Raw genomic sequence first — 23,748 nt, forward strand, 5'->3', positions numbered from 1 at the left:
TATTTACTTATTCTCAGCTTTTCGACTGATCTTAACTATCGTTGAGAATACCCGAATTAAACCAAAAAACCCTTCAGAGTTGCCTCTGAAGGGTTTGTGGTAAAGGGCGGACTCGAACCGCCGACACACGGATTTTCAGTCCGATGCTCTACCAACTGAGCTACTTCACCTTGACTGCCCGATTTTTGTTAACACTGTGTCTGTGTTTCGGGACTGCAAAATTAGAGGATGTTTTTTTTTAATCCAAGAGGTCAATTGAAAAAAAATCAATAAAAATTGTATCTGCCTGATTTTCTGTGAAATAAAAATAAAACTTTTTTTCAAATTTGTAAAAAACGTATGGTTTGAACATGAAAATTATCAAAAATCAGGATGAAATTTAAAAAAGAGTCACAAATAGAAGCTTTCGTCGTCGGCGTTTTTATTTCAGAAACCCCGAAATCTCTGATTTCTACCTCTTATTCCGGAATAGATATAAGTTTAGAAGGATTTTCTGGAGATAAACATTCAGGTTTCGGACGAAAAACTGATGCCAGAGATACGCACCGCTATAAAAAAGGAACTGTTGTATGGAATAGCCGGCAGTGGTCGGCCGTATCAGTGGAGGAACTTCAGTTTGTAAGAGAGAAAATGGATTTACCTGAACTTCTTCCGGAATGGCTTGGCGCAAATCTTTGCATTCAGGGGATTCCTGCCTTTACACAGTTAAAACCTTTAACACAATTGCTTTTTATAAGTAAGACCAACGAAGAAACGAGCCTGATTGTGTATGAAGAGAACTTTCCTTGCATAGGTCCTGCCAGAGTGATAGAAAGTCAGTTTGACTTTAAAGCAAAAGTTCCTTTTGTGAAAGCTGCAATGGGGAAAAGAGGGTTGGTGGGATGGGTTGAGAAAGCAGGACGAATTTCTATAGGAGACAGGGTTGAAGTTTGGAGTCCGCAGGTTTGAATTGCTTAACCTGAATCAATGCTATTTATTCAGGTTAAGCAATTTTGTATAAATACTAATGAAAAAACAGGTAGCTCACCAAAATAGCTGAGACAATTGAGGCGAAATCCGCAGTCAAACCAGCCCAAAGAGTATATCTCGTCTTTTTAATGTTTACAGAACCGAAATACAAGGCTACCACATAGAAAATCGTATCAGAAGAACCCTGGAAAACGCAGGACAATCTTCCTGCAAAGGAATCGGCCCCGAAGGTTTTCATATTGTCAATCATCATAGCTCTTGATCCGCTGGAGCTGAAAGGGTGCATTAGTGCGGTGGGAAGTGAATCTGAGAAATCTGTATTAAGGCCTGAAAAAGAAAAAGCATATTTTACGCCGTCCACCACCCAGGTAAGAGCCCCTGAATTTCTCAGTGCACTGATAGCAACGAGCATTCCGACCAGATAAGGAATAATTTTAACAGACGTTTCAAAACCGCTTTTGGCCCCTTCCACAAATGAGTCAAATAAATCAATTTTTTTCCTGACAGCTCCCAAAATAAAAGCCATCACAAAAAGATACAGGATAAGGTTACTGGCAACTTTAGAGGTTGTTTCTATTTCTTCTTTCGTCAGACCTGAAAAATACCAGAGTAGCACGCCTATAAATGCTGTTATTCCTCCCAGCCAGCTTAAGACCACAGGTTCAAAAAGGTTAATTCTTTGCCGGATTGCTACAAAAAGCAGACCTACCAACGTGGCAATATAAGTAGCAATAAGGCAAGGTATGAAAATATCTGAAGCATCTTTGGCTCCGTAAATCGACCTTTGTGCCATAATACTGAGTGGAATTAGCACTGGTCCTGCGCTATGAAGTGTCAGGAACATGATCTGGGCATTGGAAGCAGTATCTTTTTGCGGATTCAGTTCCTGCAAACTTTGCATGGCTTTTAGTCCGAAAGGGGTGGCAGCATTGTCTAAGCCAAGCATATTTGCAGAGAAATTCATAATCATTTGCCCGTGAACCGGATGATTATCAGGAATTTCTGGAAATAATCTCTTGAAAAACGGGCCAATAATTCTGGCAAGAAAGTTGATTGCTCCGGCTTTTTCTCCAATATTCAGAAGACCCATGAAGAAAGTCATAACGCCTACCAGGGGAAGAGCGATTTTCATAACAGCCATTTCAGAGGAGTCAAAAATACCATCAACAATAAGTTTGAAAATCTCTGTGTCACCAAACAGAATCAGTTTGATAAGGGCTACAATGAATGCGATTACAAAAAATGCCAGCCAAAGGTAATTTAATGCCATATTTGATAGATTGTTGTAAATGTTAAACTTTGATTCCTGAAACTAAACATATATACCAATAGGTTTCAAAAATTCTGAGGACTTGTCCGGGTTAAGATTCATTCCTGATTGCCTTCGCTAACCAAAAGGTAATATTTCAGGAAATGCGTTAGAATGTTTAAATACTGGCTAAATTTAGACTAATATTTGTAATCAACAGAATTTGTCATGAAAAAAGTGATTTTTATAAACGCTATTTTGCTGAGCTTTTCATTTGGAATATTCTCGCAACAGAGTCCCTCAAAAAATAAAAAGACCCCGACCCCCTGCCCTTATGAAGTTCAGATGCAGAAACAGGGTCTGGTTGACGTGCAGACCATAGATAAGTCTTTATTGGTGGAATTGAAATACTCAACAACTGACAATTTTGTAGGAAAAGACGTTTACGGATGTATTACAAAATGTTTTATGCAGAAAGAGCCTGCTGAAATGCTGGCAAAAGCCAACCGGATTTTAAAAGAGAAGAAACCGGGTTATTGCCTGCTGATATATGACGGAGGCCGGCCGAACGCTATTCAGAAAGTTTTATGGAATACACTTAGCCAGTATCTGCCTAAAGAACGGGAAAAATATGTCGCAGACCCGGTTCAGGGATCTATTCATAATTTTGGAAGTGCTGTTGATCTGACCGTTGCTGATGCAAAAGGAAAAGCACTTGATATGGGCACAAAGTTTGATTTCTTTGGAGAATTAGCTTATCCGGTAAAGGAGGAATATTTTTTAAAGACAGGCAGACTGACAAAACTTCAGATCCGGAATAGAAAATTACTCAGAGAGGTGATGAAACAGGCTGGTTTTATGCCGATTGACTATGAGTGGTGGCACTTCAATGCATTAGCCAGAGAGAAGGCGAAGCAACGGTACAAAATAATTAATTAACACAACAATCCTTCATCTGACCACTGAATTTCTAATTCTGCCGTTTATCCAAAATCGTTTTTTGGCTTAAGTTTTCATTCGTAACATTGAAACAATAAATGCCTGATCGACAAAAGGCCTGTAAATTGTTTGATTGTAGATAATTCATGGGTGTTATAAAGACTTTCAACGCAAAATGGTCTGACCATGTTACATACATTAAACCGAATGATAACCAGATGAAATCACATTTTTACAAACTCCTGCTCGCAGGAACCCTCTTAACCTCAGGAAATATTTACGCACAAACTGCTATTCAGGCTAATCGTAATGTTTCGAAAATAACCTTAGTTCAGGCAGTTGAAATTGCTTTGCAAAACAATATTTCAGTTAAGCAAAGTCAGGTTCAGGTTCAGAACAATGATTTATTACTTCGTCAGGCTAAATTTAACCGCCTGCCTAGTGCCAGTAGTAATATCAGTGAATCTTTCAGTTTTGGCCGAAGCTTGAACCCTTTTACAAACAGTTATGATTCCCAGAACATCAATTATAACAATATTGGGGTCAATGCAAGTGTAATTCTGTTCAATGGTAGTTTGCTGAAAAACAACATTATTCAGAATGATATCAACCTGAAAGCTTCTCAGCTGGATTTGCAGGCTATGAAGGAAAGCATTTCCTTACAGGTTGTTCTTGCCTATCTGAATATTTTAAGTGCTGAAGATCAATTGAGTATTGCACAATCTCAGACTGAAATCACCAAACTTCAAATCGAAAGAACTACCAAGCTGGTAAACGCAGGTTCCTTGCCGCAATCAAACGTGCTTGATCTTAAAGCGCAGCTTGCCAATGAAGAAACTACTGTTGTGAATAACCAGACAATACTTGATTTGAATAAATTAACGCTTATTCAGTTATTAAATGACAGAAGTATTACAGATGTCCAGCCCGAACGTGTCAGTGTTCCGATTCCGAACTCTCAGAGTTATGATGCTTCAATTGCCCAGATTTATGACATTGCCCAATTAAATCAGCCTGTTGTAAAAGCTGCTGATCTCCGTATTTTAAGTGCTGCCAAAGGTGTTGATATCGCAAGAGCCGGCTTACTGCCTGTTCTTTCTTTAAACGGAAGTATTTCTGCCAACCAGTCAAATGCTCAGAAATCTACACGGGTTGACGGTACAAAGGATAATTATCTGGGTGATGTAGTATTTCAGGGACAGACTATTCCTTTGGTGATCAAACAGCCTAATTATGTAAGTGGTGAAACCATCGGATATTTCGACCAGTTGAATAATACACAGAACAAGGTTTTTGGCCTTAACCTGAACATTCCGATTTTTAGTAAATTCCAGAATAAAACCAGAATTGCCCAGGCAAATCTCCAAAAAATCAATGCTGAATTTGAGGCTCAGAAAACACGCCTTACACTTCGTCAGAATATAGAACAGGCGTATGTTAATCTGACGAATGCTGCCAAACGTTTTGATGCACTTACGGTACAGGTTCAGGCATTGGAAGAATCGTTCCGTGCCGCAGACAGCAAATTTAACGCTGGCGCTATTGATTATGTAAGTTATAGTCTTCAAAAAACAAATCTTGATAAAGCAAAAGCGAATCAGGTTCAGGCAAAATATGATTTTGTGTTCAGAACCAAGATTTTAGATTATTACCAGAACAAACCGCTTACTTTCTAAATCTAAAAAAAGAATTGGGGTGCAAGCTGATAAATCTCATGTTCTATATGAAATTTATCAAAGTCAGGTACCCCGATACGCAGTTTGTTTGCCCTGATATTCAGGAAATTATTTGAATTTAAACCGTTTTCTCACTTTAAAAATACCTCCTGATAGACAGTCCATACCGGAATGTTTATTGAAAATTTAAACGTATATGGCAAAGAAATCTTCAAATCGAATTTGGTGGATATTGGGCGGACTTGTAGTCGTAATTATTCTGGGTTTGATAATCGCTAAGAAACAGGGATGGATCGGCAAAGAGCCTCCTACCGAAGTGGAACTGGCAAGAGCGAAAAAAGCTGATATTATCGAACGGGTTTCAGCTTCAGGTAAAGTTCAGCCTGAAATTGAAGTAAAACTTTCACCGGATGTTTCAGGAGAGATTGTTGGATTGTATGTGACTGAGGGAGATTCTGTTGTGGCAGGGCAATTGTTACTGAAAATCCGTCCTGATAACTATGAATCTTTACTTGCCCGTGCAGAAGCTCAGGTTAATTCTGCCAAAGCAAGTTTAGAACAGTCTAAAGCGGTTCAGGCTCAGTCTGAATCCAGATTAGTAAAAGCAAGAATTGATTTTGACAGAAATAAGAAATTACATGACGACAAAGTAATTTCTGATGCTGATTATGATCAGTTCAATTCTGCCTATCTGGTAGCAAAACAGGATGTGGAATCTGCAAAAGCCAATGTTTCAGCAGCTGCGTTTAACGTAAAAAGTTCTGAAGCAGCCTTTAAGGATGCTAAAGCTAACCTCACCAAAACTACCATTTACGCCCCTCAAAGCGGTACAATTTCTAAGTTGAATGTGGAATTGGGAGAACGCGTTGTGGGTACTTCACAAATGGCTGGTACAGAGTTACTTAGAATTGCGAACCTTAATAAAATGGAAGTTCGTGTAAATGTAAATGAAAATGATATTACCCGTGTAAGTATGGGAGATACTGTTTTGATTGATGTGGATGCTTATTCTACCACTGCAAGGAAGTTTAAAGGAATCGTATATGAAATTGCCAGCTCTGCCAATGGATTGTCCTCAACTACAGCTGCAGCTGCTACAAGTGATGCTGTAACCGAATTTGAGGTGAAAATCAGAATTTTAAGAAGTTCTTACAAAGACCTGATTAAAGGACCGCATTCTTATCCGCTTAAACCTGGTATGACAGCCTCTGTTGAAATTATTACAGATCGTAAAGACGGAGTGCTTTCTGTGCCTTTGGCTGCTGTAACTACCCGTGATCCGAATGCCGCAGCAAGTGATGATGATAAAGAGAAAAAAGAAGGCGAGGACAACAACAATGGTGAGCAGAAAAAACCGGAAACTAAGAAAGAAAAAGTAAAAGAGGTCGTTTTTATACATGAAAAAGACAAAGTGAAAATGATAGAAGTGAAAACGGGAATTTCTGATTTCGAAAACATAGAGATTTTGTCAGGATTGAAGCCTGGTGATGAAGTAGTTTCCGGTCCTTTCTTAACAGTTTCCAAAAAGCTTAAAGATGGCGAAATCGTTGTGAAAAAAGATGCTAATAAAAACAAAGAGCAGAAGAAGTAATCTTTAAATCGCATCGTTTTTGAAAAAATACTGAAATGTGGCTGATTTGAATAAAAATGAGGTTAACCTCAATCAGAGATGCTATCAGGAAGATAATTATTAGTTTGGTTTAGGGTTTATGGAAAACCTGTCCTGAAATGTTGGGGACAGGTTTTTTGTTGTTTCAGGGATAGTCGCCAATTATTTCGTAATTTTGAGAATATTTTAGAACCTGATGGTTGAATTTTATCCCCGGGTTTACTCATCGCAATTGATCCAATGAATTATATAGAAGGCTTAAATGATCCTCAGCGTGAAGCTGTTTTACATACTAACGGACCTTTAATGATTATCGCTGGTGCCGGTTCCGGTAAAACCAGGGTGTTGACTTACAGAACTGCGCATCTGATTGAAAAGGGGGTTGATCCTTTCAGAATATTATTGCTGACTTTTACCAATAAAGCTGCCGGAGAAATGCGGGAGCGTATCGAAAAAGTAGTTGGAAATGAAGCCAGAAATCTTTGGATGGGCACTTTTCACTCAGTTTTTGCTAAAATCTTAAGATTTGAATGTAAGGCATTGGGTTACACTTCTGACTTTTCTATTTACGATACGGATGATTCAAAATCCTTGCTGAGAAGCATCATTAAAGAGAGAAACCTGGATGACAAAGTTTACAAGGTAAACGGTGTTTTTAATCGTATTTCAGGGGCAAAAAACAGACTGATCGGCCCGGATGAATACTTGAATAATCCGATTATTCAGGCAGATGATGCGGCAGCTAAGCTACCGGAAGTTGGTCGCTTGTATAAAATGTATGCGGAAAGATGTTTCAAAGCCAATGCAATGGATTTTGATGATTTGTTGTATCAAACCAATGTTTTGTTCAGGGATCATGTTGAGATTTTGCATAAATATCAGCACAAGTTTCATTATGTAATGGTAGATGAGTTTCAGGATACTAACATTTCCCAGTATCTCATTACCAAGAAGTTATCTGCCGTGCATCAGAATATTTGTGTGGTTGGAGATGATGCTCAGAGTATTTATGCTTTCCGGGGAGCGGATATTCAGAATATTCTGAATTTTGAGAAAGATTACAGTGATTTGACCACCATCAAATTAGAGGAAAACTATCGTTCTACCAATAACATTGTCCAGGCAGCTAATTCCATTATTGCCCGGAACAAAGGACAACTCAAAAAGAACGTTTTCACCAACAATGAAGAAGGGGCCTTAATTGATTTGATTAAAGCTGCCTCCGACAATGAGGAAGGCCGTTTGATAGCTACGCATATATTTGAGTCTAAAATGGCAAATGGACTTAAAAATAATGATTTTGCCATACTATATCGGACAAATGCTCAGTCAAGGGCATTTGAGGAAGCCCTGAGAAAGCTCAACATCAAATATCGTATTATCGGAGGTTTATCGTTTTATCAGCGAAGAGAAATTAAAGATTTACTGGCTTATCTCAGATTTGTTATCAATCAGAATGATGAGGAGGCCTTCAAAAGAATTATTAACCTTCCCAAAAGAGGGATAGGAGATACTACTGTTGCCAAAATTACCGTAACGGCGGCTGAAAATGGAGTTTCTGTCTGGGATGTAGTGGCAAATATTAATCAATTCGGGGCAGGAAGACTTTCGGCTGGCATAGAAGCCTTTGCCGATCTGATCAAATCTTTCAAGATTATGGTCGAAATACAGGAGAAAGATGCCTATGAAGTAGCTTCACATGTAGCAAAAGCATCCGGTATTTTGAGGGAATTATACGAGGATAAAACAGTTGAAGGCCTGTCAAGATACGAAAACGTTCAGGAATTGCTGAATGCCATCAAAGAGTTTGTGGATAGTCCGGAAAATGAAGATAAATCTATTTCTAATTTCCTTCAGACAGTTTCTCTTTTAACTACGGCAGACAATGAGGAAGATGAGGGTGAGAACGATCGTGTGACTTTAATGACAATTCACGGGGCAAAAGGTCTTGAATTTGATCATGTTTATATTGTGGGAATGGAAGAAGATTTATTCCCGAGTCAGATGATGCTTCAGAGCCGCCAGGATCTGGAAGAAGAACGCCGCTTGTTTTATGTAGCAATTACGAGAGCTGAAAAGAGACTGATGATGTCTTTTGCAGAAAGCAGATACCAGTTTGGCCGACTGAAAGCCTGCGAGCCAAGTAGATTTCTTGATGAAATTGATCCGAAATATCTACAGATTGCCAGGAATATCCGAAGAGCAATTGAGCCTCAGGAACGGCCTTCGCCTGCTGCATTCATCAGAAAAGTTGCCAACGATGTGGCTACAAAAGCCACTCCGGCAGCCAGTTTACAGTCAAAACCAAAACCGGTGAATGCTGCCCCTTCAAATTATACACCTTCACCTGATTTTACGGCAAGCGATACTTCTTTTCTGGAAGAAGGACAAAAAGTGGAACATTTGAAATTTGGATTTGGAATAGTGAAAAAAATGGATGTTAATGGAAATGACAGAAAAGCTACTGTATTGTTTGAAGGTGGAGTGGGAGAGAAAACACTGTTATTAAGTTTTGCAAAACTGAGAATTTTATAATTACTATCTGACGCAATACTCCCGTTTCTGCCAAAAGGTTTTTCTGAATCTGAAAATTTGTAAAATATGAAAAAGATCGTTGCTTTTTTCTTAGTAATAGTCATGATTCTTGGTGGGTTATGGTACACCGGACTGCTGAATTTTCCGGAAGGAAAAAATGCTTCTGCGGAAACAACAGGTTCTGCACAAAACGCTCCCGATGAACCTGAATTTAAAAAAGAAGGAGAATTGACTTTTACGAGAAATGGGGAAAAACTTGCGATAGAAATTGCAGACAATGAGGCAGAAACCACCCAGGGATTAATGTACAGGCGTTCCATGCCCGATTCTGTAGGAATGTTATTCATTATGCCTGAAATCAGGCCTCAGAGTTTCTGGATGAAGAACACCTATATTTCACTGGATATTATCTTTCTGGATGAAAATCTGAAAATCGTTACGATTCAGGCTAACCGTATCCCTTTTTCGGAAGAAGAGGTACCTTCTTATGAACCTGCAAAATACGTTTTAGAAGTAAATGCAGGTTATTGTCAGCGGAAAGGCATTCAGAAAGGGGATCAAATCAGTTACAAAGTGCTGTAAATTGTGAAAGAACAACTACTGCTTTCTGGCATAGAAATATAAATGCACAGGTTCTTTGCTGTCACTTTCCTCGCTGATTGTATAATAACCCAAAGCATCAGGTATAAAGCAAATGCCTTCGCCTTGTGGTTCAACCTTGTATGGTAAAACTTTGGCCGGGCGTTTCAAGGTATTATAAATACTTTCATTAGTGCCTCTTTTCCAGTAAAATACCTGAATATAGCTTTTAATGATAATTTCCTGGTTGTTTTGTGCAATGTCACCTGCGGTGATATAAAACGCCTTTTTTATGTCATTGGAAGTGCCGACCGGAAATGAGAAATCTAATTCTCCGACAAATTCTGCGGTAGTAATTCCGGTAGTAGACTGTGGATAAGGGAGGCGATAAAGCCTTTTCCGGTCTTCTCTTTTGCTTAAAATATAGATATCTTTAGTCTGATGATCTACCATAAGGCATTCCGCATCTCTTGCGCCGTCCGGATAGATATATGAAATTTTCTCAACATTTTTGATGGTACTCGAAGGAGGAGTTGAGTCTGAAACCTTCGGTTCCTGGAAACGATAAATAGCACAGCTTGGATAAACACTGTTGTTATCGCCTATGTCTCCTACATAGATCGTTGCCCCGGAAGCATCCCCCGAAATGGCAATATCTTCCCAGTCCCGGTTTTCTGCACCTTCCAGAATAAATTGTTTCTGTCCTTTCCCGAATTTATCTATCAGAAAAATTCTGTTATAGTCACCACTGTCATTATGCGACCAAAGCATATTCGGATTTACTCTTCCGGCTACTAATCCTGAAGCCTCGTCCAATGCAGTGTTTTCAATAATTCCCCGGTCTTCAGCTTCTCCGAATTTTGCTTCCTGATTTACAACAGGCGCAGGGCTTTCCCCGCACGACAGGAAAATGAGAGATGTAAAAAATACAAAAGAGGTAAGTTTTATCGTAATTGATGAAGAAATCATTGAGAAATAGTGTTTCTGATTAATATATTGGTGGTATAGTAATATTTTAATTATTACAAAAAGACCTTCTGATCTGGGCGGGAAGGAAGGTCTGCAGTTTTATTACAACGAAATGAATACGGGGAATAGTATATGTCAGAAACTAAGAGATTTCTCTGCTTGTTTCGTCTTTCACCTGCACATTTCTGGTAATTTTTATCTTTTTGATTCTTCTTGAATCAACAGCCAGAATCCTGAATTTGAACGGATTCAGCTCTATTTCTTCTCCGGAATGAGGAAAACGGCTGAATACTTCAATAAGCATTCCACCAAGAGATTCACTTTCTCCTCTTTCTTTGTCGAAGAAATCATTATCCACACCAAGCGCTCTGCAAACATCATTCATTGATACTTTACCCTCAAATTCAAAGGTATTATCATCAATTTTCTGATACCCTAAATCTTCTTCATCGAACTCATCATTGATGTCTCCTACGATTTCCTCAATGATATCTTCCATTGTCACGATTCCTTCCGTTTCTCCATATTCGTTCACTACTACTGCCATATGAACCCTTTTCTCCTGAAAATCATAAAGAAGGTCATCGATCTTTTTGCTTTCCGGAATAAAAAAAGCCTGATGCAGCAGTTCTTTCCATTCAAAATGTTCATCCTTATCGATATGTGGTAAAAGATCCTTTATGTAGAGAATCCCTTCTATTTTATCAATCGTTTCACGATAAACCGGAACTCTTGAATATCCGGATTTATTGATTTTATCCATTAATTCATGATAATCCAGTGAAATATCAAAAGAAGTAACATCTCTCCGGGCCTTCATTACGCTTCGCGCGGAAGTGCTCCCGAAATTAACAATCCCTTTCAGAATATCTTTTTCCTGCTCTGTAGTGTCTTTACCCGTAGTTATTTCCAGGGCATGATTCAACTCATCAGCAGTAATGGTGTAACCTTTTCGTTCTACTCTCTTTTCAATGATATTGCTGATTCCCAGAAGCATAGATGATAATGGTCTGAAGATCAGTGTGGCAACATCGATAATCGGTGCGGTAGTTTTAGCAAATTGCAAGCTGTTTTGTTGTGCCCATACTTTCGGAATAAGTTCTCCGAAAAAGGAAATCACGAAAGTAACACCAACCAATAAGATAAGAGTAATCAGTAAAGGATCAGCGTTTTTATCTCCGGCCAGCTGTTGTGTCAGATAAGTAGAGATGGTAATGAATGAAATATTGACCAGGTTAATAAAAATAAGAAGCGTTGCCAGCAAAAGCTGAGGTTTGTCCAGCAAATTTGAAATAGTTCTTTCTCTGCTGCTTTCACTTTCACGGCAAGCGGCTCTTTGCTCGGCAGTTAAAGAGAAAAAAGCAACTTCTGACCCTGAAAGAATTGCTGAAAGAAACAACAAAACCAACAGAATGAGCACATTAATTCCATAAACACTAAAAGAGGTACTATCGATTTGGGCTAAAAGCACCCAACCAGGAGGAGGTTCAGACGATGTAATAGAGGAGTGTGTTTCCAAGAGTCTTTTAAGTTTGGTTAATACTGTAGAAGAAGGTGTCCGTTAAATGAAAAGCCGGACACCTTCTTCTATTTAAAATGGCAGGTCGTCATCTCCACCGTTGTTAAACTCGGATGGAGGCGGACTTGCAGGTGTCGGAGCCGGGCGGGGTGATGACTGCGGCTGTGATTGTGGCGCAGATGCTACTCCGGTATTGTTCTCGGCATTATCATTTCTACCTCCGACAAGCGTCAGTGCTGTTCCTCTGATTTTAACAGTTCTTCTTACAATGCCGTCTTTGTCGGTATATTCTTCAGTTCTGATTCTACCCTCTACATAAGCACTATTGCCTTTTCTGAGGTATTGTTCCGCAATATTGGCCAGATTGTCCCAGAGCTCAATACGATGCCACTCTGTCTGTTCGATTCTCTGTCCGTCCTTATTGGTATAAGCTTCCGAAGTTGCAATACTGAAAGATGCAACTTTTGAACCACTTGGTAAGGTTCTGATTTCCGGGTCTGCGCCCAGATTTCCTAATAAAATTACTTTGTTTACTCCAGCCATTGTTTTAAAGGATGTTATAAAATGTTTAAATTAAAAAGTATAGAAACTACCAGAAAGTATTTTGAGTAATTCAGTGCAGGATGTAGAACGATTTACTCAGAATCCTTTCAAAAAGTGAATTTATAAAATAATAGAAACAAATAAAAGCTAAAGATGAGCTATCGGTCGCGATTATTTTTCAAAAAAGTATTGTTTCAGGTAATTATTGACCAGGGTTGATTTGGGCAGGTCATCTATTTCATTCAGAGAATAATACTTCAGGTTCTCTGGAAGTTCAATTTTCGATCCAGGATTAATCTGAATATGCCAGAACTGAGCCGTAATTCTCTGGTGAGTCAGGATATGTAAATATTTTTCTGATTCACCGGAGATTGTTGATTCCCGGAGCAGAGCATCTATAAAAGTATCATTTCCGGCAAGTACCGAAAGATCCTGCATGCTTTCCTGTTCTGTTAAATAAAAATCATACATTCCCGACCATACATCTTTTCCGTTTCGTTCTTTCATGGCGAAGCGACCCTCTTTTTCAAGAATAAAGTAATGGAAGAAGCGTTCTTTTACTTTTACTTTCTTTGACTTAACAGGTAACATGCTCTGTTTCCCCAGTTCATTTGCCGAACATTCCGGTGAAAAAGTACAAAACATACATTGTGGCAGTCCGGGAGTGCATTGAATCGCTCCGAATTCCATGATGGCCTGATTGTAAGTACTAACCTGCTGGTCGGGTAATAATTCCGTTGCCAGTTTGCCAAAGACCTTTTTCGCATCTTTTCCGGCAATATCTGTTTCTACACCAAAAACTCTTGATAAGACCCGGTAAACATTTCCGTCAAGAACTGCCACTTTTTCATCATGAGAGAAAGATGCAATGGCAGCAGCAGTATAAGACCCTATACCTTTTAGTTTTAATAATTCGTTATAAGTATCCGGAAAAACACCTCCGAATTCGCTGACTACCATTTTAGCAGTCGTATGCAGGTTTCGTGCTCTTGAATAGTATCCAAGTCCCTGCCATAAACGGAGTACCTCTTTTTCGTCAGCGGCGGCCAGATCCTGTACTGTAGGAAAGTTTTCAATGAACTTCTGGTAATATGGTAATCCCTGAACGACACGTGTTTGCTGAAGGATGATTTCTGAGAGCCAGATAAAGTAAGGGTTTCGGGTATTTCTCCAGGGCAGGTCTCTTTTATGACGGTTATACCAGCTTATAAGCTTATGAGCAAAAAAATCAGTGTTCAAGGGTATGAAATTTTGGTTGAAATTATGGTTCTGATGAAGCCAGCAATAGTACAAAGTTAAGCCGGAAAGTAGTTGTTATACATCTTTTTATTGAATCATTTTAAGACTTGTTTTTCGGAAAGTGCTAAAAATTAAGCGATTAGCGAAAAAAAGTTTAATACAATATTTAACAGGGCTTTCAAAATTAAAAGCAAACTCGTACCTTTGTGTCCCCTTAATAATCAGGGGGTTACACAAGACCATCATTTAAACAGTATATTCAACTCTTAAAATTCGTAAAAAAGTGACAAAAGCAGACGTAATTGCAGAAATTGCTGAGAAGACAGGCATTGATAAAGCAGATGTAGCAAGCACATTAGAGTCGTTCTTCAACGTTGTTAAAGACAATCTTGCAAACCAGGAAAATATCTATGTGAGAGGATTTGGTAGCTTCATTAATAAGAAAAGAGCTAAGAAAATTGCTCGTAATATTTCAAAGAATACCGCTATTACAATCGACGAACATTACGTACCAAGTTTTAAACCTGCGAAAATTTTCGTAGAACAAGTTAAAACTTCAACTGTGTTAAAGTAAATTCTAAGAGATGGCCAGCGGTAATATTTACAGCCTTACCGCTGGATATTCTAAAATCTAATGAAAAAATCTTTTATTATTGTAATAGTAATTGCCCTAGGGACGGTTGGCGTACTGTACAGCCTTCCGAAAGTAGTTGTAAGCGATGAGAAAAAGAATTTAGAGCAATCTGCTGAAACAACGGGGCAAACTGCAAATCGTGATGCCGGTTTGAAGAAACAGGAAAACCCTTCGGCAGAAGAAATGCATGCCGCATCACTGACTCCGGAACAGAAAAAAGCAATTGACGGCCTTAAAAGCAGGTTTTTGCAAAGTACCGACAGTCAGTCAAAAATTAAAGCAGCTGAAAACCTGATTAAACAGTTCGTAAGCTATACCAAGTACGACAGTGCGGCTCATTATGCTGAAGCTATTGTAAAAATTGATCCTTCTGAATATCATTTGGTTCAGGCCGGAAACCTTTATTACGAAGCATTTACCTATTCACTTAATGACCAGAAGGGTGCAAAGATGGGAGAGAAAGCTCGGGAGTATTATCAGAAAGCCCTTACTGTAAATCCTAATAACCTATTAGTTAAAACAAATATGGCAATGACTTATGTCTCTACGGCAACCCCAATGCAGGGAATTGCTTTATTGAGAGAAGTTATTGGACAGGATCCGGACAATATACCTGCGTTATTTAACCTTGGTATTCTGGCAATCAGATCAAATCAGTTTGGCAAAGGTGTTGACCGTTTCAAACAAATTCTGAAAATTGACCCTGCAAATACAAAAGCGGCATTAAATTTGGGCTATTGTTTTGCGGAGTTGGACAGAAAAGACGAAGCTCGTAAGATTTTAGAAAAAGTTGTTCAGAATACGAAAGACCCGCTCGAGAAATCTGCAGCAAATGAGATATTAGAAAAATTGAAGTAAATTCCGAATAAGTGAACAAATTGATATAGAATTTGTGTATTGTAAAGTAAATCCGATTTTCTTAACAAAACTCAGTGTTCCGGACAAAATTTGCCAGCTGTTCAAAAAACATTGTAAAATATTTTAAACATTTTAATCCTTAAACGTTATGCCTTGCGGAAAGAAAAGAAAAAGACACAAAATTGCAACTCACAAAAGAAAGAAGCGTCTTAGAAAGAACAGACATAAGAAAAAATAGTGCATAGTTTCCAGCGTCTGATGCAGATTTTTTAATGTTTTATTGCTTAATCTACGCACCGGATACTGATAACTAATCACTTTCGAAAACAGGCTGCTTTTCTACACAGAAAAGCGTGCCTGTTTTTGTTGTTTAATTTATTGTTCGAAATCAGGCACATTTTTAATTCTGTAAGTCTTTGATTTGTAGGATTTTGTTTGCCAGTTGAAACCTCTTTGTTTATCAGTTTCAAATCACAAAACGGGAAGAAAAATCCCGGATTTAAAATTGTGTGAAATAACAATTGAGAATGAAATACCTTTTAAGAGAATCCTTATAAAACAAGTCCCTGCCCTAGGAAATAATTTATAACATTGCCTTTTGAACAATAAGTTACTGTTTAATCGATCCAGACACTTCTAATCCTTCAATCACCTGTGAGTAATGAATTAATCATCAATTCGACTCCTAAAGGTGACCGCATAGCTCTTTTGCAGGATAAGAGGATTGTGGAGTATCACCTTGAGGAATCAGAACCACACTTTTCCGTAGGAGATATTTATCTTGGTACGGTCAAGAAGATGGTAACGGGATTGAATGCAGCTTTTATTGATATAGGTTATGAAAAGGATGCTTTTTTGCATTATCATGATTTAGGTCAAAACATCAATTCCTTAAACAAATTCACGAAAGATGTCATCGCCAAACGTCAGCAGAATGGCAGATTAGACAATTTCAAACTTGAAGCAGAAATTGATAAACTGGGCAAAATTGAGAAGGTTCTGGGAAAGAATTCACCAATTTTAGTACAGGTTGTCAAAGAACCAATTTCAACGAAAGGCCCCCGGTTATCATGTGATATTTCGATCGCCGGACGATATTTAGTGTTGGTTCCTTTTTCAAACGGAGTTAATATTTCTAAAAAAATTACGGCGAAAGCTGAACGTCAGCGTCTGCAGCGATTGATGTCATCAGTAAAGCCAGCCAACTTCGGCGTAATCGTGAGAACGGTCGCTGAAGGAAAAGATGTAGAAGAGTTAGAACGGGATTTAAAAGATTCTCTGGCAAAGTGGGAACTGGGTGTCAAAAATTTATTAGACGCTAAACCACGCGACAAAGTAATCGGAGAGATGAGTCGGGCTACCTCTATGCTTCGCGATTTACTAAATGAGAATTTCGACAGTGTCATTGTTGATACTCCGGAATTGTTTCAGGAAGCGAAGAACTACGTACACAATATTGCACCCGATAAAGAGAAGATTGTTAAATTACATGCCGGAAAAACGAAGGCATTTGAACAATTTGGTATCGAAAAGCAGTTGAAAATGCTTTTTGGAAGATCGGTAAGTTTACCCGGCGGAGGATATTTGATTATTGAACACACAGAGGCTTTGCATGTAATTGATGTAAACTCCGGCAATAAATCAAATACCGAAGAAGATCAGGAAGCTACGGCTCTGAGCGTAAACCGGGAAGCAGCTAAAGAAATTGCCCGTCAGTTAAGACTACGGGATATGGGCGGGATTATCGTGATCGATTTCATTGATATGAAGAAAGCTGAAAACAAAAAGCTGATTCAGGATATCATGAAAGAGGAAATGAGAACCGACCGCTCAAAGTACACAATTTTGCCATTAACCAAGTTTGGTCTCATGCAGATCACCCGTCAGAGAGTTCGTCCTGAGATGAATGTTCAGACTCAGGAGACCTGTCCGACCTGCGGAGGAACCGGTAAAATTTCGGCAAGTATCGTTGTTTCAGATGTGATTGAGCATAACCTTGAACATATCATTATAAAACAGAATGAGAAAAAGCCTACTATTTTGTTACATCCGTTTTTACACGCTTATTTCACGAAAGGATTTCCTTCACTTCGCATGAAATGGTACTTTAAATACAAAACCTGGGTGAATCTTATTGAAGATACTTCGCTTGGTGTGACGGAATTTAAATTCCACAACAAATATGGTGAAGAAATTGAGCTTAATGGATAAGATATTTAAATTTATAGAAGCCCTGATTACGAAAGAATTCAGGGTTTTTTGTTTCTATTGTGCTTAATTTTTTAAAGAAAAGACAGGGTTTTAATATGAAAGCTGAAGTTAAAGATATTGGTGTAAATTATTGAAAATCAAACAACTGTATTAGCTTGATAAGGTTCGAACAGAGATCGCTGAAAAATGACCTGAGCTAATTAAATAATGTTTAAGGAAAGCCGCATTGATGTTTATTTTGAAAGAAAACTATTTTTGTAGACTATAGTAGTTACTAAGCCAATAAATTAATGGGATGAATGATAAAGAAATGAGTAATCCAAGAAACATCCCTCCAATTACAGCAAGAGCCAAAGGTTGTTGAAGTTCCGAACCTAGGCCACCCGAAAAAAGGATAGGTAGAAGTCCCAGAATCGTTGTTAAGAATGTCATTATTTGCGATTTCAAACGTTTTTTACCTGACATTTTAATTGCATCTAATAATCCCATTGAATTAATAGAACGATTCATTGTATCTATCTTTAAGATTGAATCATTGTCTAAAATACCAATCAAAACAATCATTCCGATTACAGACATGATATTTATGCTATTTCCCCCTAACCATAGTAGGAACTCGGCTCCCGTTAAACCAAAAATAATCGTTAACATTACAATAAATGGTTGTGTAAGAGATTCAAATTGAGCTGATAAAATGAAATATAATAATCCGATTGCAACCAATAAAATATATAATAATTCTCTTATGAGGGCTTGATTTTTGAAAAAGACTCCCGAGAAATGAACATTTAAATCGTTAGTGTTATTAACAATTTCTTTGATTTTTCTTTGGTCTTCTTCAACTTTTTCTGAATCAAATTCAAACGGAATGAAGCTACCATCCTTACTCTGAAAATAAGACTTATAATCTTGTTTAGTAGTCAACAAAATAAGCTGACTTAACGAAATGAAATTTCCTTGCTTAGTATTTACAATCGAATTTTGAATATTCTCAAAAGTTTTTTTTTGATCATCACTAATTAATATTGGGATATATTTTTGCTCTGATTTTAAATTTCCGATAGTATTTTCATTAAAAATAGTCTTTAATTTTTGGTAAACGGTTTCATAGGTTACATCATATATTAATAATTTCTCAGGATCGATTTTTATATATACTCTATTCTGTAAGGCAGGAGGAGGGGTTACTAGTTGGTTTTTTAAAAACAAATTATGGAGACTGTTAATGGATTTTATATCAGGGATATCTGCTTCAATATCGCTTGATATTTTTGCTCGTAAAGGTGTTTCGTTGGTATTAAATAACTGCTCAAAAACATTCTTTCCAGCCCTTATCTTACTTGAGGCAGTAGGATATTTAGATTGTAGAAAGGTTATAATCTCATTTTTTAAATACTCGAAATCTGTATTAGATTTAACTTTACATATTAACAAACATTCATTGAAATTTTGTTGCAAATCTCGATTTAATATAAACTGTTGCTGTCCAATAAAATTACTTTGAGAGATTATTTTTGTTTGGATTACTTTTCTTAGTTCTTTTAATCTTTTTTCATTTTCTTCAACTGTTATTGGTTCATTCCAGTCTATTTTAGTCTCCAATTCATTATGACTAACAACCGGCATTCCTTGTTTTTTGATAGTTAGAAAAAGAGGGATTGCCAATATCCCAATAATTATAAAAAAAATAAAAAAACTTTTTTTATAATTAAAGACGATATCAAAAAAACAATCATATAGCTGTTCTGTTTTTTTTCCTAGAAAAGTAGTATAGGGTTTGAATTCATACTGTTTGAAATAGAATACCCTGTATAAGATAGGTACAAATGTGTAAGAACATAATAATGATATACCAAGAGAAATAGAGACAGCGAGGGCTTGATCAATAAATAATGCTCCTGCGATACCACTCATAAAAATTAGAGGTAAAAAAACAGCGGAGTTAGTTAGAATAGATGTAAACAGTGGAATAATTACTTCTTGTGTCCCATTAATGCAAGATGTTTCTAAATCGTTATTTTCTTCTCTGTATTGTTCAATGCTTTCAATAACTATAATCGCACTATCAATAATTTCCCCGATTCCTAAAACTAACCCGGCTAACGAGACAATATTTATGGAAATATGAAACAAATAGAAGCATAAAAAGGTGATGGCTAATGATACGGGAATGACCATCCCTACTATAATGGGTGTTTTGAAATCATTCATAAAAAAAAAGATCATTATGAAAGTGCAAAGACCACCAAAAAGAATATTTCCGATGAGGTTATTTATGGATAGATTTAATAACTCTGTTTGATCCTGGCTTATTGCGAATGAAAGTTGCGGATAATCTTTTTTATATTGATTTATCTCACGACTTAGTTCTTCCTGAAGTTTTAAGAGTTGCGAATCTGATTGTTTGATTATCGAAAGGCAAACAGCACGATTACCATTATAAGTATAAAATCCATTTAATTTTTGTTCTCGAATTTTTACACTTGCAATTTCCTTAAGCTGAAAGACCTTTTCCCCTTTTCGAAAGTATATATTTTCAATATCCTGAGTAGTTTTTAAAACAGAAGAAAACCTTATATTGTATTGGTATTGTCCATCTTTTACCGCAAAATTTCCTAAATCAATATTGTTTTCTTGCAAAACATTTTTCAAGTATTGTTCGTCGATACCTAAACTCTGAAATTTTGCTTGATCCGGAGTTATTACTACTTCAGACTTTGATAAACCTGTTATATCAACCAATGCAACTTCATTGAGTTGCTCAATGCGTCTACGTAATACATTTTCACAAAAGTCACTAAGAAGTAAAAAATCCTCTTTAGTTTTTAATTCGTTTTTCTGAAGTGGATAGGATAAATTGTTTTGCCAAACATTTAGATTAAAAACAGGTATATCTGTTGCTCCGGCTTTAATTACTAATGGACGCTCCATATCCCGTGGCAAACTACTTATTATGGCATCTATTTTTTCATTGGTTTCGACATAAGCGAGATTAATATTTGACCCATAGTCAAAGCTTAATTTTAAAATGACAGAACCATCCCTGCTTTCTGCTTGAATATCATCCAAATGATTTACTTGTTGTAATTGATTAAGAACCCTTTTGGTAATAGTTTGATTAAGTTCTTGAGCAGAAGCTGAGGGATAATTTATCTGAACTGATATTTCAGGTACTGAAATATCGGGCAATAAAGAAACGGGTATTTGTTGGAATGTAATTAACCCTAGGATTACCAAAGAAAGTGTAGTTACAAGAACAGCAATTGGACGGAAGATAAGAAATCGTATCATTTGTCTTTGTTAATTTCAACCTTAGCATCATGCCCTAAGTTGAGGTTTCCATCTAGAATTATCCAATTGCCTGCATTTAGCCCCTCTGATATTGCCATATGTGTTTCATTTTCGTGAGAAATTGAAACATAATGCCATTTAGCAAGCCCTTTTTCATAAGTAAAAACGACTTTCCTCCCAGATCTTTCAACTATGGCCGATTTAGGAATAACCAATTGATTAGATAGCGATTTTTCGATTACGATATGAGCATTCATCCCATCAAATAGATATTTATTTGGATTTTGTATTCTAATTTTAATAGATACCAAGCCTTGCTGATTTACCTGAGGATTGATTTCATAGACTTTGCCAATATAGTTTTTATCCTTGTAAGCCAAAGGCTTAATTTTTACGGACTGACCGATTTGAACATACGAAAGTTCAGATTCAAGTATGAAGGCTTCTATAGCCATAATACTATTATTTATTAAAGTACAAAAAGGCTCTGAAAGACTTGCCTGATTATGCTCTTTGGTTTTAAGATTGGTAATGACCCCTGTGTATGGAGCTTTCAAAAATGTATTCTCATATTGTACTTGTGCATGACGAAGAGCAGTTCGAGCTTCATAGTAAGCACTTTGAATTTTGATATTTTCTAAGACACGAGAAGGAATACTGAGTGTGTCCAGGTCTTTTCCACCGTATTCAATAAGCAATTTATTGAGAATGAATGAAGCTTTTTTAAATTGATCCTGAGCTTGCAGAACCAATAATTTTTCTTTACGATTATCTAATTCTGCAATAATACGTCCTGCACTAACTACAGATGTGTTGGGGAAATTGATTCTATTGATTTCGCCTGTTTGCTTAAAGAATAGTTGTGTTTGTTGTTGCGCTTTCGTAATTCCATTGGTTTGAAGTTGCAGTAAAAAAGGCTTAGATTGTATCTGTTGAATTTTTACAACCGGCACTTTATGAGAAGAGCCAATAGGTAAATTGTTTGTTTTTTCACTCTTTTGGCAAGAAAAAAACAAGAAAAGGGAAAAGTAAAAGTTGAAATAGGTTAAAAATGTTGTCTGCATTTATTGGTAATCAATAGGTTATATTTTAGGTTAGGGAATAAAACAATTTATACTATCACTTTCATTAAAAAATAAACATCTTTTTATATTTGATGTTGAATTTTTTCCAATGTTGATAAAACATTTTCCGGATCTAAAATTTCTTTTGATAAAACATTTCCATCCTTCAGCTTAAATATTATAAGATAAAGACTTCTTAACTCCATTTTCTTTGTGTCCATTTTTCTGTCGAAAATAAGGTTACTTGAAGATACTTCCTTGTCAGAAAAATTAGCTCTTGTTTTTTTAAAATCGAAATCTGATGTCACGAAGAAATAGATGTTCTTATTATTTATGTTCTTTTTTGAGAAATTTATACCATAACTAACACATTTACTGCAACCAAGATTTGGGATCAAAACTATGAAACCACTAAAATTAGGGTCAATTTTTGCTCCATTATTTATAAGAGCATCTAAAACTGTAAAGTCCTTAGTTCTATTACATGAAAGTAGGAATGAAGTAAAAAGAATAAGAGAAACCTTACTTTTTAAGAGAGAATATGCTATATGACAGGTAGTTTTCATCAATATTAGGGTTTGCCTGGTGATTATTTGAAATATAAAGTCCTTTTTTACCGACGAAAGCGTCTATGAAATCAAAAGATTGTTTTGAAAAGATCTCTGTTTCATCTAAAAAATTAAGATCACCATCAAATATTTGGATAGAGAATGGTTTATAAATCAATACATCATTAAGATTACCGCTTTTCTTCCATTCATCAGTATGATGTGCTACAAACCGATATATTCTATTTCTGAACGGATCTGCCAGCACCTGTACATAGGAAGTGTTTTCTGCAAACACTGATAGTAGCCCTTCAACAGTAGTATATTTTCGTTGAAAAACTCCATTTCCTTTTCTAACATGTTTACTAATAGCAGATACTTGTTTTTTAAGCCCTGTTTTTAAATTATAGGAGTATAGACTATCTGAGCCTGAGAAAGTATAAATTAAATTATTCCCCAATAAATCACTCCCTGTTTTAAAATGAAATATATCCCAATACTCGTTCTTGTTTGCCATGAAATTTGGGAATTTGACAGGAAGCATGCTGAAAATACCTGTTTTTAAATCGAGAGATAGAAATACCTTCACATTTAGATCAAAATATCTTTTCCCAGATTTTTCATTAAGAAGTATCGCAGGATGAACCTGATATATCACCTTGTTATCAGCATGCAATAAACTTAAGGTTGGCATAATAAAAATTTCCCTGGTACTTAATTCTCCAGTGGCCTTCATGGAGAAAGTAGCCATTTTTTTGGCCTGGCTGTTCATTAAATAAATGGAATAATGATTCTTTCCTATCAAGATGATTGAATCATTATTGATTTCATTGATAACAAAAAAATCTCCGATACCATCAGGTCCTTCTTTTTGAAATGTCAAATTTCTAACTTGTTTTCCTTGATTAATGTCATAGGAAAGAAGTTCATTTTTCAGGGTAGGGATATACAGTATTTCTTTCCCTGTAAGTGTGTCACTTTTAAAGAAGCTATAATAATTCCCCTCCGCACTGATGGTTTCTCCTACAGGAATCTTTAAGCTGTCTGTGACAGTCAAAATTTCATGTTGACTATTATTGTTCTCATTTTTGGCACAATGCCAAAATAGAAATGCTATTAGACTAAAAGACAGATACTTCATCATATTAAATTAGAGGAAAATAGCCTTACCTGATTATGCAAGGCTATAAGGTTTGAGATGATTAACCACACATACAATTGCCAAGGTCGTTGGTTGGACACTCGCATCCATCCCAAAGACAATTTGCTGCACGATTTGCTGAGCTTTCATTGAAAATAGATGACATGGTAACAAT

17 protein-coding genes, 1 tRNA gene and 1 pseudogene are annotated in these 23,748 nt (G+C 36.7%); 9 read left to right on the forward strand and 10 right to left on the reverse strand.

Features of this window, described 5'->3' with window-relative positions; genetic code table 11:
* Positions 1–97: 97 nt before the first annotated feature.
* Positions 98–170, reverse strand: a tRNA-Phe gene (locus tag BM179_RS07705).
* A 202-nt stretch (positions 171–372) separates the two neighbouring features.
* On the opposite strand from BM179_RS07705, the gene BM179_RS07710 reads away from it, so the two are divergent.
* Entirely contained in the window at positions 373–948 is a 576-nt protein-coding gene (locus BM179_RS07710; protein ID WP_092014706.1) for an MOSC domain-containing protein, read from the forward strand.
* 55 nt (positions 949–1,003) lie between these two features.
* On the opposite strand, the gene BM179_RS07715 is transcribed toward BM179_RS07710, so the two are convergent.
* The gene (locus tag BM179_RS07715) at positions 1,004–2,239 is read right to left on the reverse strand and encodes a spore maturation protein (RefSeq protein WP_092014709.1); all 1,236 of its coding nucleotides are present in this window, start codon (positions 2,237–2,239) and stop codon (positions 1,004–1,006) included.
* Between the two features lie 207 nt (positions 2,240–2,446).
* Here BM179_RS07715 and BM179_RS07720 point away from each other — a divergent pair, with 207 nt between their 5' ends.
* The 5 genes from BM179_RS07720 to BM179_RS07740 all read left to right on the forward strand — a co-directional run bounded on the left by BM179_RS07720 (position 2,447) and on the right by BM179_RS07740 (position 9,559).
* Complete coding sequence (locus BM179_RS07720) at positions 2,447–3,157, forward strand: M15 family metallopeptidase (RefSeq protein ID WP_092014712.1); 711 nt, start codon at positions 2,447–2,449, stop codon at positions 3,155–3,157.
* A gap of 218 nt (positions 3,158–3,375) precedes the next feature.
* Positions 3,376–4,833 carry a TolC family protein gene (locus tag BM179_RS07725; protein WP_177219323.1) on the forward strand — a complete coding sequence of 486 codons (1,458 nt, stop codon included), beginning with the start codon at positions 3,376–3,378 and terminating at the stop codon, positions 4,831–4,833.
* Between the two features lie 196 nt (positions 4,834–5,029).
* Positions 5,030–6,424, forward strand: coding sequence for an efflux RND transporter periplasmic adaptor subunit (locus BM179_RS07730; RefSeq protein WP_092014721.1), 1,395 nt, complete (start codon positions 5,030–5,032; stop codon positions 6,422–6,424).
* Between the two features lie 258 nt (positions 6,425–6,682).
* Entirely contained in the window at positions 6,683–8,977 is a 2,295-nt protein-coding gene (locus BM179_RS07735) for an ATP-dependent helicase (protein WP_092014725.1), read from the forward strand.
* 66 nt (positions 8,978–9,043) lie between these two features.
* Positions 9,044–9,559 carry a DUF192 domain-containing protein gene (locus BM179_RS07740; RefSeq protein ID WP_218159176.1) on the forward strand — a complete coding sequence of 172 codons (516 nt, stop codon included), beginning with the start codon at positions 9,044–9,046 and terminating at the stop codon, positions 9,557–9,559.
* 15 nt (positions 9,560–9,574) lie between these two features.
* Here the strand turns inward: BM179_RS07740 and BM179_RS07745 are convergent, their stop codons facing one another.
* From BM179_RS07745 to mutY, 4 genes are all read right to left on the reverse strand, one after another.
* A complete protein-coding gene (locus BM179_RS07745; RefSeq protein WP_092014728.1) occupies positions 9,575–10,525 on the reverse strand; it encodes a YjiK family protein in 951 nt (316 codons plus the stop codon).
* A 142-nt stretch (positions 10,526–10,667) separates the two neighbouring features.
* Positions 10,668–12,044 carry a gliding motility-associated protein GldE gene (gene gldE, locus BM179_RS07750; protein ID WP_229632918.1) on the reverse strand — a complete coding sequence of 459 codons (1,377 nt, stop codon included), beginning with the start codon at positions 12,042–12,044 and terminating at the stop codon, positions 10,668–10,670.
* A 72-nt stretch (positions 12,045–12,116) separates the two neighbouring features.
* On the reverse strand, positions 12,117–12,587 hold the full coding sequence (locus tag BM179_RS07755; RefSeq protein ID WP_092014731.1) for a single-stranded DNA-binding protein: 471 nt from the start codon (positions 12,585–12,587) through the stop codon (positions 12,117–12,119).
* A gap of 171 nt (positions 12,588–12,758) precedes the next feature.
* A complete protein-coding gene (gene mutY / locus BM179_RS07760) occupies positions 12,759–13,826 on the reverse strand; it encodes an A/G-specific adenine glycosylase (RefSeq protein WP_092014734.1) in 1,068 nt (355 codons plus the stop codon).
* 268 nt (positions 13,827–14,094) lie between these two features.
* On the opposite strand from mutY, the pseudogene BM179_RS07765 reads away from it, so the two are divergent.
* From BM179_RS07765 to BM179_RS07775, 3 genes and pseudogenes are all read left to right on the forward strand, one after another.
* A pseudogene (locus BM179_RS07765) lies at positions 14,095–14,400 on the forward strand (HU family DNA-binding protein); the annotation flags it as partial.
* A gap of 60 nt (positions 14,401–14,460) precedes the next feature.
* On the forward strand, positions 14,461–15,318 hold the full coding sequence (locus BM179_RS07770; protein WP_092014740.1) for a tetratricopeptide repeat protein: 858 nt from the start codon (positions 14,461–14,463) through the stop codon (positions 15,316–15,318).
* Positions 15,319–15,972: 654 nt separating this feature from the next.
* The gene (locus tag BM179_RS07775) at positions 15,973–17,529 is read left to right on the forward strand and encodes an Rne/Rng family ribonuclease (protein ID WP_092014743.1); all 1,557 of its coding nucleotides are present in this window, start codon (positions 15,973–15,975) and stop codon (positions 17,527–17,529) included.
* Positions 17,530–17,778: 249 nt separating this feature from the next.
* Here the strand turns inward: BM179_RS07775 and BM179_RS07780 are convergent, their stop codons facing one another.
* From BM179_RS07780 to BM179_RS07795, 4 genes are all read right to left on the reverse strand, one after another.
* The gene (locus BM179_RS07780) at positions 17,779–20,820 is read right to left on the reverse strand and encodes an efflux RND transporter permease subunit (RefSeq protein ID WP_092014746.1); all 3,042 of its coding nucleotides are present in this window, start codon (positions 20,818–20,820) and stop codon (positions 17,779–17,781) included.
* Positions 20,817–21,884 (reverse strand): efflux RND transporter periplasmic adaptor subunit, encoded by a 1,068-nt coding sequence (locus BM179_RS07785; protein WP_092014748.1) that lies wholly within the window; start codon positions 21,882–21,884, stop codon positions 20,817–20,819. Before BM179_RS07785 ends, BM179_RS07780 begins: the two co-directional genes overlap by 4 nt.
* Positions 21,885–21,967: 83 nt before the next feature.
* Positions 21,968–22,450 carry a hypothetical protein gene (locus tag BM179_RS07790; protein WP_092014751.1) on the reverse strand — a complete coding sequence of 161 codons (483 nt, stop codon included), beginning with the start codon at positions 22,448–22,450 and terminating at the stop codon, positions 21,968–21,970.
* Positions 22,407–23,576 (reverse strand): DUF4221 family protein, encoded by a 1,170-nt coding sequence (locus BM179_RS07795; RefSeq protein WP_092014754.1) that lies wholly within the window; start codon positions 23,574–23,576, stop codon positions 22,407–22,409. Before BM179_RS07795 ends, BM179_RS07790 begins: the two co-directional genes overlap by 44 nt.
* Positions 23,577–23,748: the final 172 nt, after the last annotated feature.

The organism is Pseudarcicella hirudinis, assembly GCF_900115665.1.
In the GTDB taxonomy this organism is placed as follows: domain Bacteria; phylum Bacteroidota; class Bacteroidia; order Cytophagales; family Spirosomataceae; genus Pseudarcicella; species Pseudarcicella hirudinis.